Raw genomic sequence first — 14,103 nt, 5'->3', positions numbered from 1 at the left:
ATCAAATGATCTAATGGTAGTTCTCGCTTCAGTCATTTTCATTATCACATTGATATTCGTTATTTGGCAGCCGAAAGGATTGAATATTGGCTATTCAGCTGTCGGAGGTGCTCTACTTGCCTTATTATTGGGTGTTGTTAACCTCCAAGATGTGATGGATGTTACGTCCATTGTCTGGAATGCGACATTGGCTTTCGTAGCCGTTATTTTAATCTCTTTGATATTAGACGAGATTGGATTCTTTGAATGGTCAGCTTTGCATATGGCTCGATTTGCAAAAGGGAACGGTTATCTCATGTTCACTTATGTTGTCCTGCTAGGAGCTGCAGTTGCCGCATTCTTCGCCAATGATGGCGCTGCATTAATTCTAACGCCGATCGTTCTAGCGATGGTGAGAGCCTTGAAGTTCGATGATCGAATGATTTTGCCTTTTATTATGGCGAGCGGATTTATATCGGATACTGCATCGTTGCCGCTTGTAGTCAGTAACCTGGTGAACATCGTATCTTCTGATTTCTTCGGCATCGGATTTGTTGAATATGCATCGCGCATGATTGTTCCAAACTTCTTCGCAGTAGGAGCAAGCTTACTCGTTCTATTCCTTTTGTTCCGAAAAAGCATACCAAAGAAATACGACATCGCTCAGTTAAAGCAACCAAAAGAAGCAATCAAAGATCCTCGTATGTTCAAGCTTTCATGGATCATTTTAGCGGTTCTTTTGATCGCCTATCTTCTTAGTGAGTTTGTTGAAATCCCGGTTTCCATTGTTGCAGGTGTTGCCGCCCTGCTCTTTATTCTTGCATCCCGCAAAAGTACAGCCATTAAAACCGGCACTGTAATCAAAGGTGCGCCATGGTCGGTCGTAGTGTTCTCTATAGGAATGTACGTTGTTGTCTATGGACTGCGCAACGTGGGCCTAACCGATCAACTCGGCAAGGTATTTCAATGGACTGCAGATCAAGGTTTGTTCATGGCCACCATGGGGACAGGTTTTATCGCAGCTCTACTCTCGTCTGTTATGAATAACATGCCGACAGTCATGATCGATGCATTGGCGATTCAAGGAACGAATACGACAGGCACTCTGCGTGAAGCACTGATTTACGCGAATGTAATCGGATCTGACCTTGGGCCAAAAATTACGCCAATCGGATCACTCGCTACCTTGCTTTGGCTCCACGTCCTCTCGAAAAAAGGGGTCAAAATCACATGGGGATACTATTTCAAAGTCGGTATCGTTCTAACGATTCCTGTTCTTTTCATTACACTTACTGGCCTCTACTTTTGGCTGAGCATTATCCAATAAAACTAACAAAGGAGAATGATAACGATGGAAAAGAAATTAGTGTACTTCTTATGTACGGGGAACTCTTGCAGGAGCCAGATCGCCGATGGCTTTTTGAAGGCACTCGGCAGTGATCATTACGAAGTGAAAAGCGCTGGACTTGAAGCGCATGGATTGAACCCTAGAGCTGTACAGGTAATGAAAGAAGCTGGCATTGACATTAGTAATAACACATCTGATGTAATCGACCCTGAACTATTGAATCGTGCAGATTATGTCATTACACTTTGCGGTCATGCCGATGAGCATTGTCCGGTTATCATGAATAAGAACGTTGTGAAATGGCATTGGGGCTTTGACGATCCTGCTAAAGCAACCGGTACAGAAGAGGAAATCATGGAGCAATTCCGTAATGTTAGAGATTCTATTAAGAATCGAATTGAGACTTTCCTGAAAGAAGGAAAATAAAAATTTGAACTGGTAACAAAGACAAATTGTCACAGTCGTCAATAGGAACAAATTCTTGACCTTTGTAATGGGCAAGAATTTGTTCCTATACATTAAATAAGCTTAGTTCACATAATTGTGGCTGATTAGAATGTCAGAAAGAACTTTGGCCGGAATGACGAACTCTTGAACTCCCATGTATCCGGGCGCTACTTCATATTTATCAAATGAAATGACAAGTTGATTATCTGCGTTAATGTAAAAATTTTGATTGGCGCGAATGCTTTGGAACACTTCAATTGAAGAGTCACCCTCTTCGTTCTCTATCCAGTAAGTCTTATCGGGGTCGGCCTTCACACGCTCTTTCATTTGTTCCTTAATGTTGTTGCTAATCACTTCAATATACTGATCATCCTTAAATAGCAAAGGAAGAGTCAATAAGATTTGATTCTTCTTATCGATGGTATCATACTTCATATTCTCGGAGGATGAACCGGTTGTCTCGACGACGTACCGGGCGATGGCGAATATATCGTCTGTATCGGTCATGACGGTATAACCCGCATCCACTCCTAGAGCAGCTTTGCTTGACTCTTCCTGGAATTGATCGTATAGCGCTTTGGCCTCCTCTAAATATTTTTCATTCAAGCCAAGCTCTAACGCTTTATCCTTGAGATTCGTGATACCCGGAACTTTTATATTGGCGTTGTGACTGTCATCATTCACGATATACTCCCTAATGGTAAGTACTTTAATTAAGGGTCCGACTCCAGGAATTGCAGAAAAGGCATTGGCTACGGACGTACTGACGTTGATTCCAATTAAAAAAAGCAGGACCGCTGCACTTGCGGCGGATATCCACCTGGAACGCATTTTTCTCCTATAGCTTTTCTTTAAAGCTTGATTAACGATGAAATCTAATTCATCTGGAATCGGAATTTGCTTATATTGTTGCTTTAACTTCTCCAGTTGATCATCCATTCTTATCGCTCCTCCTTGGAAATGTAATCTTTCATCTCACCTTTTAATACATGCAGCGCCTGATACAATCTGGTCTTGATCGTATTCACATTCTCATTTAACACGTCTGCCACTTCTTCGATCTTTAAGTCTTCGAAAAACCGGAGCACAATTACACTTCTGTATTTTTCAGGTAGTTCTTCAAGCGTTTTTTCGATATCAATGTCCGAATACACATCTTCTGCTCCGTCCATAAACGTCTGAAGCTTCTCATCCTCCATCGGCTGAACCTTCTTGCGTTTTCTCAAAAAGTCCAAAGAAGTATGAACGACAATACGGTAAAACCAACTCTTAACGGCACTTGGATCTTTAAGTGATGCCTTAGTTTTCATCGCTTTATAGATGGCATCTTGAACGACATCCAGAGCGTCGTCTTTATTTCTTACATAGCTGTAAGCCAGCCGATAAATGCTATCTTTATTAAGCGAAATAAATTGCATGACCATGGACTTTTCATCGATATTTCTCACAATTTCTCATCACTCCTCCTGTTGTATGGCTTCAAAAACAATTGAGGCATAATATTTTGCACCTTCCAGCTTCAAATGGACGCCATCATTAGTGAAAAATGAGCCTTTATTTTCGCTGGCGGAATACCAATCCACAATCTTCGCTTTTGGAAACTCCGCTGCTACCTCTTCTAAGGTAGAATTGACCGTATTTTGCCATTTTCGAGGAACTCGTGTGTTCACTAGCAAAATCTGTTCCCTATCTCTGAGGGAGGTCAGCAATTCACGCAATTTCTTTTTGCTGAAGGCACCGTTGGTCCCTAGTTCGATGATTATTCGATCCCCAAGCTTTCCTTCCGCTCTCAGTTGGTCTACGACGTCTTGAGCCTGGGACATTTGCCTGCCTACTTTGCCATCAATCACAATACCGGGCAGCAGCTTCTCCAAATGCGGTGCAGCATCCAGAATGACGGAATCGCCTATCGCGGTTACTCCTTTGCTTGTCTCCGTTTTCGACTCATCGGGTATTTCTATCGGCTTAACGGCTGACGGTTCCTTGGGAACCACAGTTGGCGATGTACCTTCTATTGCAATCTCCGGAGTCACAGTGTGGATTGTCGTCTCGGTGATCATTGGTTTCTCGGCATTTATGCTGCTGGAACAAGAGATAAGAAATAAAATCAAAACAAAGAGAGCTATTGTAAACCCGTATCGAGGGCTAAAAGGAATTTTCCTCAAAAGAGTTACTCCTGAACCACGACGGATTGGCTCCTCGATATATTTCCAAGAGATAGCGGCCAACAGTAAGCTCAACATGAGCTGAAGAATGGCTCTGCCTCCATTAAATCCATCCGTATTCACGCTCGGACTCGTCAGAATAATTACGGGAAAGTGCCAGAGGTATAGACTGTATGAACGTTTGCCGATCCATCGAAGCGGCTTGCTGCCCATGACTTTGGCAACGATGCTTGCCGGATGAGCAAGCACTGCCGTGACTATGGCTGACAGAATGGAGAAAAGCATCAACCCGCCTTGATATAAAAATGGATTATATTCATTCGATCTCCATACCAGCCAGATCATTGCTAACAGCCCAACCCCGCCAACGATATCTAGCAGCAAACGAGATTTGCCGGATACCTCTCCGGATAGATTACGGCTAGGCCATGCCACCGCTAAAGCCGCGCCAACAAGCAGAGCGAACGCTCTCGTATCTGTACCATAGTAGACCCGGCTTGGATCTGCTCCGGGAACGTAGATCATTGCCATCGCGAGAGCCGAAGCCGCTGCGCCGAACAGCATGAACAGCATCAATTTGCCTCGTCGCGGCGCTATATGCAGTCCGATTGCTAAGATCAAGGGCCATACGAAATAAAATTGTTCTTCAATAGCCAGCGACCAGAGATGACCGATCGGGGATGGCGGGCCAAAGCTTTCAAAGTAAGACACCTCATGGAAAATAAGCCACCAGTTATTGAAGTATAGTACTGAGGATAAAAAATCGCCCTGCAGCGCATCGAGTCGCGGACGATCAAACAACATTAGCCAAGTTCCCACAACGGCAAGCATGAACAACATCGCCGGCATTAGTCTGCGAATGCGCCGCACCCAGAAATCCCTCAGATCGATCCGTCTTTTGCTTTGCCATTGCACCATCAGTTGATCGGTAATAAGGTAACCGGACAACGTGAAAAAAACACCTACCCCAAGAAGACCGCCGGGCGCCCAGGAAATATTGAGATGGTATGCGATGACAGCCAATACCGATAAAGCTCTCAATCCGTCCAGTCCTGGCATGTAATGAGCTGTTCCTACACAGATGTCAGGTTTTTGTGCTTTGTTCATTGAATGTAACCTCCAGCTGTTTTGCGTATTGATGCCTAGTTGTTAAACGTGACGAGTACAAGACGTGCGGGGCGCAAAAAAAGTTTGATCTCGGTGCAAAACTTGAATTGCGGAGAGATTTCAACTTAAAAGAGCCTTTTATTCGAAAAATGTGAATGTTTTGTGTCAGGAAAACTTTTTCATATGCATCGTCCGTCTTTACCATGCAAACTAGAAAACGAAAACAAGGAGATGGAAAGCTATGAAAAAGAGTGCTTATCGTATTCTAAAAGTTGGCGTCGCATGCAGTGTTTTGTTAGGTGGAGCAAGTTTCGGAGGTATGGTTTCCGCAGCAGCCGGATCCGCCCTTCCAACTGTCCCAATCTCAGCGAAGATCACGAATCCCGTTACGGTTAAAGAAGAAATCCTAACTTCGAGCACAACCTACCTAAAAACGGATATACGCGTTCCCCAATTATCAAGCATGCAGGATACTCGATATCAAGACCAGCTCAACGATATTATCTTGTCTCACGCTCACAAAGACTTGAAGCATTGGGAAAAAGAAGCGTTAGCAGCTGCTCAGAAAGCGAATGAGGATGGGTTTACATACCATCCGTATGAGTTGACCATTCATTATGAATTGAAATCCAATGGAACCGAGGAAGGCATCGTTTCGTTAGTCGTCACAACTGAAGGTGCTGCCGATGGCACGAGCATGCCGCGTGTGGACACTTACAACGTGCGCAATGTTCAGGAAGCCGCGCGTGTTACGCTGCAGGACTTATTTGGAGCCGATTATAAAAAGAAGATTGATGAGCAAATCTCGAAAACGATTAATGAGCAACAGGATGCCTATTTTGCAGATGAATTCAAGGGCATTCACGAAGAACAAAGCTTTTATGTTGAAAACAAGCAGGCTGTAGTTGTATTCCCGAAATACGCGATCGCACCAGGCTCGACAGGGACACCGGAGTTCCGGATCCCGCTGGAGGAGTCGAAGGCCGAAGAAGGCGCAAAGCCTGGCGATGCCATTGCCATCGTCATCAACGGCAAAAAAGCTCTCCAACCAGGGTTTATGAACGAAACCGGCAACCGGATCATGCTGCCGCTTCGTGAACTGTCGGAAGGCCTCGGGTTCACGATTACTTGGAATGCCGAGAACAGGTCGGCAGAGCTGACTAAGCCGAAGTCACCAATCTCGACGCTTGTACAGGTTGGGAAGGATCAATATAACGTGAACAAGCAGGCGAAGCCTCTAGGTGCTGCCCCTATCATAAAAGAGGGAACCATGTATGTGCCTGCTGACTTCTTTAAAGAAGTATTACAGGCGAATGTGTGGACGGAAGGAAATCAGGTAACAATATCTTCCGATATGGAGAAAGCTCATAAATAAAAAGCCACTCGATTGAGTGACTTATAAGGGTATGCACCCCGTTTGTGAGACAGGGAACAAGTGCGGCCAGTCGTCTGTATTCAACAGGCGACTGGTTATTTTAATTGTTCTATTACACTTTAAATTGACGCAAGTAAGATTGTAAATCCTCTGCCATCTGTGCCAATGATGTTGCCGAAGCACTGACCTGCTCCATTGCCGCCAATTGCTCCTCAGTTGCAGCCGATACATTTTGCGTACCCTCTGCAGAACGTCCTGCAATTTCGGTAATCACATTGACCTGATCAACAGCGTGTTCAGTGTTGCTGTTCATCTGGATGGAATAAGACGTTACCTCTTGAATTTGTGCAGCTACTTGCTGAACAGAATCTAAGATCTCAGTAAACGCAGCGCCTGCTTGGTTCACGACTTCCATTCCAATCGCAACTTCACGCGTGCCTTCTTCTATTGAATCAATCGCAAGAGCGGTCTCGCTTTGAATGGAAGCGAGCAGCTCGGCGATCTGATTCGTCGATTGAGCCGATTGCTCAGATAGCTTGCGCACCTCGCCTGCTACGACTGCAAAGCCGCGTCCATGCTCGCCGGCACGCGCCGCCTCAATCGCAGCATTAAGCGCCAACAAGTTGGTTTGAGCCGCAATACCAGAGATGACCTGTACGATATTGTCGATGGCAGCCGAGCGCTGTCCAAGCTGATTAACAGTACCATTGATCGTATTAACCGTACTTTGAATCGATTGCATTTGCTGCATAACCGATTGTAGCCTGCGGTTACCCATTTCAGCACTTTCCGAGGCATTCAAAGCAGAAAGAGCAACGCTCTGAGCATTGTTTGATATTTGCTGTACCCCTTCGGCAACCTGGTGGATTGAGCGCACGCTTTGCTCCACGTTATGTACCTGCTGCTCAGAACCGTCTGCCACCTCTTGAATCGATATGGCAATATGCTCTGTCGCCTTGCTCGTATGCTCCGCATTAGCAGACAGCTCCTCTGCAGATACCGCTACATTCTCAGATGTACGGCTGACTTGTTGAATAAACTGGCGCAGCGTACGAATCATCGTATTTACTGCACTCGTCAGCTTGCCGACCTCATCCTTCGACTTCACGGCTAATTCCGCTTGATTCAGATCACCGTTAGATACTCTTTCCGCCGCTTCCGCAACCGCAACGATCGGACGCGTAATCTGCTGTGCGATAAAGTAGGCCAGAAGGATGACAACTAAACTGACGGCAAGTACGATAAAGAACACCGTCCATTTAATAGAAGAAACGGCTGCTGTAATCGAATCTTCGGGAAGGTGCATATAGATGTTGTATCCTGCGGTAGGGACTGAAGCATATGCAACCATATATTTTTTTCCGGCATCCGAGTAGTCAAAAGACGTTGCTTCAGACTTGTTTTGACCCAAAATTTGCACTAATCCGGACGCCAAATTCGCTTCTTCCGCCGTCTTTCCGATTAGTTCTTTATCATTGTGGAGTTGAATCATCCCTTGATTGTCTACGACGATCGGATACCCAACCCCATTATCAATGTACAAGCTCTGAAAAATCTCATTCGTGAATTCTTCGAAATTGACAAGTCCAGTTAAGGCACCCGTCACTTTACCATCCGCCTGCTTTACAGGTACGGCTACAATGATCGAGCGTTGTCCAGTCGTCTTAGCTAACAGAACTTCTGTAAAGGTTTCTTTTCCTTCCATTGCATTTTGATAGAAAGGACGCATGCCTAGATCAATGCCGACACTCCCTTCAAATGTGTCTGCTTTCACAATCCCGTCCATACCGATAAATGTGTTACCGTCATAGTGCGGGGCGTTCTCTTTTAAGCTTTGGATAAATGTCATCTTCTTCGTGTTATCATCTGTGCGAATATCAGATGTAGAAGCGAGTATCCGCATTTCGCTCATACGTTCTTTCAAGAACTGATCCATCATATCCGCTCTGCTTTTCACCAGCGAAACATAGGCATCACTTTGTTTCTCAATCAATTTGGAGGATGCTGTGCTATATATGAATATTGAGGTGAGAACAAGGGGAATCAGGGAAACAATAAGAAACCAAGCTATAAGTCGATTATTAAGCTTCCCCTTAAACACCTTGCCCGCTAAAGCAAATGTGGATGCATCCTTCTCTTTCGGTTCTGCCTGCTTTTTCATTACCTCATACCTCCATGTTGTGAACAAATAAATAGCGTAAAATCGATTCAAGCAAATTTGAGCATGGTGAAGAGGTCGCCAAGGCAATCTACCCCTTATTGCCTTTTTGACAACCTCTTCATCCCTATAGTGAATTCATTAAACCTTAAAGTGATTAATAGCCTAAAGCGGCACCTTCACCACGCGGGTCAGCGCCAGCAAACTTAACTTTTGTGATTGGATCTATTACAACCATACCGGATTGACCAACCTGGTCTGTGTAGTCGTCAATCTTCTGCACAGGATGGCCGCGGCGAATCAATTCATCCATAACGGATTGAGGAATACGGCCTTCCATTCTTAATCCGTTAGCAGTCTCTCCCCAGTTGCGGCCATGCAACCATCTAGGAGCTTCAATGGCATCTTGAACCGTCATGCCAAAGTCGACAAAGCGTGTAACTAACGCTGCTTGCGTCTGTGGCTGTCCCTCGCCGCCTTGTGTGCCATATAACATATACGGCTTGCCGTCTTTCATCAGCATTGCAGGATTGAGCGTATGGAATGTGCGCTTCTTAGGCTCCAAGTGGTTAATGTTAGTTTTATCTAAGGAGAAGAAGCTGCCGCGGTTTTGCAATAGAACGCCTGTGTCTTTCGCAACTACACCTGCACCCCAGTCAAAGTAATGACTTTGAATAACGGATACGGCGTTGCCATCTTTATCAACGATACCTAGCCATACGGTGTCGCCTTTAGGATCAAGCGGCTTTACGTTTGTTGCAGCTTTCTTCATATCAATGCGTGCCGCCAATTTTTTGCCATGCTCTTTAGACAACAACTCATCAACCGGAATTTTTACGAAGTCTGGATCAGTGAGCCACTTGTCGCGATCAGCAAATGCTTGCTTCGTAGCTTCCACCATAACGTGGTAGTAGTCAGCTGTGCCCTCGCCCATTTTCTTCAAGTCAAAGTTGTTCAAAATGTTCAAGATAGACAAGGAAGCCATGCCTTGAGAATTCGGTGGAACGTTGTAAGCTTGGTAGCCGCGATAGTCGACAGAGATTGGTTTAACCCAATCCGCTTTGTGATTAATAAAATCCTTATGGGTCAGGGAGCCGCCATTTGCTTGAATGTCAGCGGCAATCTTCTTGCCCGTTTCACCTTCATAAAATTCACTGGCGCCGTTAATGGCAATACGTTTCAACGTCTTGGCCAAATCTTTTTGCACCATCATCTCACCTGCTTTGAAAGGCGTGCCGTCCTTCTTCAAGAAAATTTTACGGAACGTTTCGAACCGTCCCAAATCCTTTAACTCTTGATCCGTTGGATCGATAGCCGTGTTTGTCCATCTTTCTTGGTTAGGGGTTACAGGATAGCCTTTCTCCGCATACTGGATTGCGCGTTTCAACAAATCATACCAGTCCATGGACGATTTCATCGTTTTTTCAGCATAGCTGTAAGCTTCGCCCCAGCCTGATACTGTCCCTGGAACTGTGTTAGCTGCCAAGTAACCGCGGGAAGGAATTTTATCAAAGCCCTGATTTTTATAAAATTCAATGGTTGTCTTCTCACCGGAACGACCGCTTGCATTCAACGCTTTAATCTCTTTCGTCTTCGCGTTGTAGATAAGCCAGAATGCATCCCCGCCTATACCTGTGTATTGCGGATATACGACCGCGAGCGTCGCCTGTGCAGCAATCGCTGCATCAACCGCATTGCCGCCATTCTGAAGCACTTCGAGCGCTGCCGCAGAAGCTAAATAATGAGGTGTTGTAACGATACCGTTCGGCGCCATCGTCGTAGGTCGATTAGCTGCACCGGCGGATGCCCCATAAATCGAAAAGCACATGATTGTCGTCAACAACAAAACGGACCATTTTTTCAATTGAGTACGCATATTTCTCCTCCTAAATTCATGATGTTATTGCTTTTGCCTTGCAGAACTAACTGGGTCCCTCTTTTTAATCACCCCCTTCAATGGGACAGCCAACTCCAATATGTAGGATGTAGAGCACGCTTCTTTGCGCTGCTTTTCAACCATCTTTTTATATTATTTATGATCATATAATCATATATGTAGCAATAATAGCCTAACATACCGTCCATATCATGATTAGAAAGCCTGCGAATGAACTATTTATATAAGACTATCGATTCACGCGATCCATATAGATGTATTTTATTGTCACACTTACTATATCGGTAAGTAGTATCCACTTTTTATATTTTTGAAGAAAAATTATTGATTTTTATAAAATTACCATCCTTTACTTTAAAGGGTGCTTTCTCTATTCTATTAAATTGGTACTAAATTCCTATAAATAAAATTAGTACTATATTCCTATAAAAAGATATGAAAATAGATATTATAATTCTTCGGTTCAGTGAGGTAAGATTCATCGCAATCGATTGTCGACTTATTTACCCATTGGCTAAATGAAAACGGCAGCCGATGGTCTGGTCGGCTGCCGCGGTATCCTATCTACTCTATTATTATTTAGCTCATCGCCGGAAAACGAATCATAACCGTCGTACCATGCCCTACCGAGCTGCTAATGTGGACAGAACCTTGATGTTGATCAATGATCCAATGCGCGATCGATAGCCCTAGACCCGCTCCATGATACCCTCTATTTCTAGAGGCATCTCCCTTGTAAAAACGATTAAATACGAGCGGCAAATCATGTTCCGGAATACCCGCTCCGTTGTCCTTGACGGTTACAAGAACGGATTTCCCCTGCCTAAGGCACTCAAGATCAATTTGCCCATCCGCCTGCGTAAATTTAATGGCATTGTCCAGCAAAATCATGAACAACTGGATGAGACGATCCTCATCTCCATTTATGAGCAATTCCGAGCCTTCGACATGAAGCCCTAACCGCAGCTTCTTGTACTCCATTACCGGCTCCATTTTTTTGGCAATCTCTTTAAGGATGCCGTCAATTCGCACAGACTGGCATAAGATGACTTCCTCATGTGAATCTCCTCTTGCCAGAAGCAGCAGCCCGTCTACCATGTTTCTCATTCTTTTGGTTTCTTTCAGAATAGCTGATATTGGAGCGCTTTCTTCCTCGATCGTATGAACAGGATGGCGTAACAATATTTGGGTTTGACCCCGGATGACCGAAAGCGGGCTCCTCAGCTCGTGAGAGGCATCTGCAACAAATTGCTGCTGCTTGTCCCAAGCCTTCTGAATCGGAATAAGCGCCCGTCTAGCCAATGCGTAACCTGCGATGACAGATAATAACGCGCCGATACCAATTCCGGTACTAATACTCATTAATAACAGTTTCAAATAATGGATCTCTGTAGAAATTTCCGTCATTGCCTGAAGTGTTTTCAAAGGCGCCTTATCAGACAGTTTTTCGAGCATTGGCAGATTGCCTAGATAGGGTCTGCTCACGAATCGAAAGGTTCTCTTACCCACACGTATCGACTCCGGTTCCAACTGCCCTTGTTTTTTCCGAAGTTTGAAAGCTAATTTGTCATATGGCGATTTATAATAGATGCTTTGAAGCAAGGTATCGTTGGAATCCCAATAAAATGTCATGAAAAATCGTTCCGGATCATCCCAGTTAACGTTAAGGACATGTTCCCCGTTGGGTAGCGTATATTGATACAAGTTGTCCATATTAAACACTAGATGACGGTCAATGTCGGAATAGATCCGATGACGCGCCAGCCCGTATAACGCTCCCCCCAGTATGATGAGCAGGCAAAATACGACCGCGCTGTTCCATATCGTCATTCGTACTAGCGTGCGTTTGATCATATTGGGGACTCTTCTCCTTTTATTTGGCGGACTTGATATACTGATTCACTTGCTGCTCCAATATCGGAAATGGCATACTGCCGTCTCGAAGAAGAACGGAATGAAAAGTTTTAATGTCGAAACGATCCCCGAGCTCGCTTTCCGCTTTCTCTCGAAGGGATAGAAATTGATCATATCCGATGGCATAGCTCGTTGTCTGTCCAGGAAAAGCAATGACGTTGTCAATAAAGGCATCAGATTTCCTTCCGGTCATGCTTATCAGGTAATCATTAGCTTGTTCTCTTGTCCATTTCAACCCATTAATGCCCGTGTCGATAACGGTTCCAATATGAAAGTATAGCAGATGTTCTTGAACCGTCTTCTGATTAAGCAAACCCATCTCTACGCCTAAAGTTTCCACATAGGTGGCCCATCCTTCTGTGAATCCGGGTAAACTAGCCATTTTCCGGACTAATGGAATTTCCGATTGGTTATATTGAATGGAATATTGAAAATGGTGACCTGGAACGCCCTCATGCAACGCAAACATTTTAGCGTCCTCTTCAAAAGACCGTGTGTCGGGCGGAAAGAAAAACCTTCCATTCCTATCGCCATTAAGAGATGGGCGGATATAAAACGCGCCTACATTAGATAGCGGTGCCGGATATAACTGTGCATCCACTGGATTGCCCGGAATAAGCGCTTCTTCAAACCAATCAGATAATATGGGCTTTACTTCCGACATACTGTCGATAACGGTTTGCAGTAATTCATCTCCTTTTACTGTGTTCCACGAGACAGGGCCTCTTTCCCCCATTACATTCTCTTCTGCTCTGCGTTTGGCGATCTCGTGAATTTCCAGAGGACTAAAGTCTGTGCTCGTATAATATCTAAGTTGGGCAGAATAATATTCGTCGCCGCCCGGCTGACTCCAAAGTCCCTGACCCAAGGATGCTTGTTTCAGAAAATCGTTTTCGATCAAATCGGCAAGTTTGACATAAGAAGGCAGTACATGATCGCTTAAAGTCTGTAATAGCTCCTTTTTCAGTTCCTGTTCTTTGGACGGCTGAATCTTTATCTCCGACAATTTCTCTACATATGAAGTGTACAAAACCGATTGCTCCGGTTTCGTGTTCTTCAAATTATTGTAGCTCGTGCGTATTTCCTTCAAAAATTCAGAAGTGGGAATGAACCCTTTCTCTCGTTTGTCCTGAACCCTGTCGATGATACGTGCGACCTTGTCCGAAAATCCATTCAGTGCAACAATATAATTTTCGGCATCAGCTTGGTTACGAATCGGATAATTGTTAGCGAAAACCGGCGAGAAATTGATTAAGGAAAGATATCCGTCTGTGTCCATATCCGAGTTTTGATTCAATTGTTGTGACGTGATGAGTTGCCATTTGACGATATCATAGGTAAGTTTGTCTTTCGAGGACAGCTTGGCAGCCTCATATGTATTCAATTCTTGTAAAAATTGTTCGATATCATTGTTTCTTTGTTGGTAATAGTCATCTGAGTACACGGAAAGCTTAGTGGGATCCCATTCAAGACCATTTATGTCTTCTACACCAAAATAAAGCTGTGACTCGGGGTCCTCAATCAGGCTGGCAACCGCTATCTTTTGCATCAGGGCGGCGAAGTCCTTTGACTGCTGCTGATCAGCCCACCAAAACGAACCGCCTGCAATCAGCAAAACAAGTAATCCTGCTGTCAAAAAAATTGTCAATCTGGTGTTCTTAACCATCTGTTTTACAAAGCTCATGCATGAATCTCCCCTCTATAGAGTGTAAG

At 44.5% G+C, this 14,103-nt stretch carries 10 protein-coding genes; 3 read left to right on the top strand and 7 right to left on the bottom strand.

Going from position 1 to position 14,103, the window contains the following annotated elements; translation table 11 throughout:
- The first annotated feature begins 13 nt into the window (after nt 1-13).
- Both D3P09_RS21180 and arsC read left to right on the top strand, forming a co-directional pair.
- Nucleotides 14-1,306: an arsenic transporter gene (locus tag D3P09_RS21180; RefSeq protein ID WP_120113422.1), complete on the top strand. Its 1,293-nt coding sequence runs from the start codon at nt 14-16 to the stop codon at nt 1,304-1,306.
- Nucleotides 1,307-1,330: 24 nt separating this feature from the next.
- On the top strand, nt 1,331-1,753 hold the full coding sequence (gene arsC / locus D3P09_RS21175) for an arsenate reductase (thioredoxin) (protein ID WP_120113421.1): 423 nt from the start codon (nt 1,331-1,333) through the stop codon (nt 1,751-1,753).
- Between the two features lie 102 nt (nt 1,754-1,855).
- Here arsC and rsiV read toward each other — a convergent pair whose 3' ends face one another.
- From rsiV to D3P09_RS21160, 3 genes are read right to left on the bottom strand one after another with little or no spacing between them, the layout of a single operon-like run.
- Entirely contained in the window at nt 1,856-2,713 is an 858-nt protein-coding gene (gene rsiV / locus D3P09_RS21170; RefSeq protein WP_120113420.1) for an anti-sigma-V factor RsiV, read from the bottom strand.
- A 2-nt stretch (nt 2,714-2,715) separates the two neighbouring features.
- Nucleotides 2,716-3,222 (bottom strand): RNA polymerase sigma factor, encoded by a 507-nt coding sequence (locus tag D3P09_RS21165; RefSeq protein WP_243644363.1) that lies wholly within the window; start codon nt 3,220-3,222, stop codon nt 2,716-2,718.
- 9 nt (nt 3,223-3,231) lie between these two features.
- Nucleotides 3,232-5,046 carry an acyltransferase family protein gene (locus tag D3P09_RS21160; protein ID WP_120113419.1) on the bottom strand — a complete coding sequence of 605 codons (1,815 nt, stop codon included), beginning with the start codon at nt 5,044-5,046 and terminating at the stop codon, nt 3,232-3,234.
- A gap of 241 nt (nt 5,047-5,287) precedes the next feature.
- Between D3P09_RS21160 and D3P09_RS21155 the strand changes: the two genes are divergently transcribed.
- Nucleotides 5,288-6,421 carry a stalk domain-containing protein gene (locus D3P09_RS21155; protein WP_120113418.1) on the top strand — a complete coding sequence of 378 codons (1,134 nt, stop codon included), beginning with the start codon at nt 5,288-5,290 and terminating at the stop codon, nt 6,419-6,421.
- Nucleotides 6,422-6,533: 112 nt separating this feature from the next.
- Here D3P09_RS21155 and D3P09_RS21150 read toward each other — a convergent pair whose 3' ends face one another.
- From D3P09_RS21150 to D3P09_RS21135, 4 genes are all read right to left on the bottom strand, one after another.
- Nucleotides 6,534-8,582, bottom strand: a complete 2,049-nt coding sequence (locus D3P09_RS21150) for a methyl-accepting chemotaxis protein (protein WP_120113417.1) — start codon at nt 8,580-8,582, stop codon at nt 6,534-6,536.
- Between the two features lie 154 nt (nt 8,583-8,736).
- Nucleotides 8,737-10,455, bottom strand: coding sequence for a gamma-glutamyltransferase (gene ggt, locus D3P09_RS21145; protein WP_120113416.1), 1,719 nt, complete (start codon nt 10,453-10,455; stop codon nt 8,737-8,739).
- Nucleotides 10,456-11,055: 600 nt separating this feature from the next.
- Nucleotides 11,056-12,189 carry a sensor histidine kinase gene (locus D3P09_RS21140; protein WP_165867525.1) on the bottom strand — a complete coding sequence of 378 codons (1,134 nt, stop codon included), beginning with the start codon at nt 12,187-12,189 and terminating at the stop codon, nt 11,056-11,058.
- A gap of 160 nt (nt 12,190-12,349) precedes the next feature.
- Nucleotides 12,350-14,074: a DUF885 domain-containing protein gene (locus D3P09_RS21135; protein ID WP_120113414.1), complete on the bottom strand. Its 1,725-nt coding sequence runs from the start codon at nt 14,072-14,074 to the stop codon at nt 12,350-12,352.
- Nucleotides 14,075-14,103: the final 29 nt, after the last annotated feature.

The sequence above is a fragment of the Paenibacillus pinisoli genome (assembly GCF_003605435.1).
Classification (GTDB): Bacteria; Bacillota; Bacilli; order Paenibacillales; family Paenibacillaceae; genus Pristimantibacillus; species Pristimantibacillus pinisoli.
The sequence above is the reverse complement of the archived record's forward strand: the minus strand, read 5'-3'. Positions and strand labels throughout refer to the sequence as shown.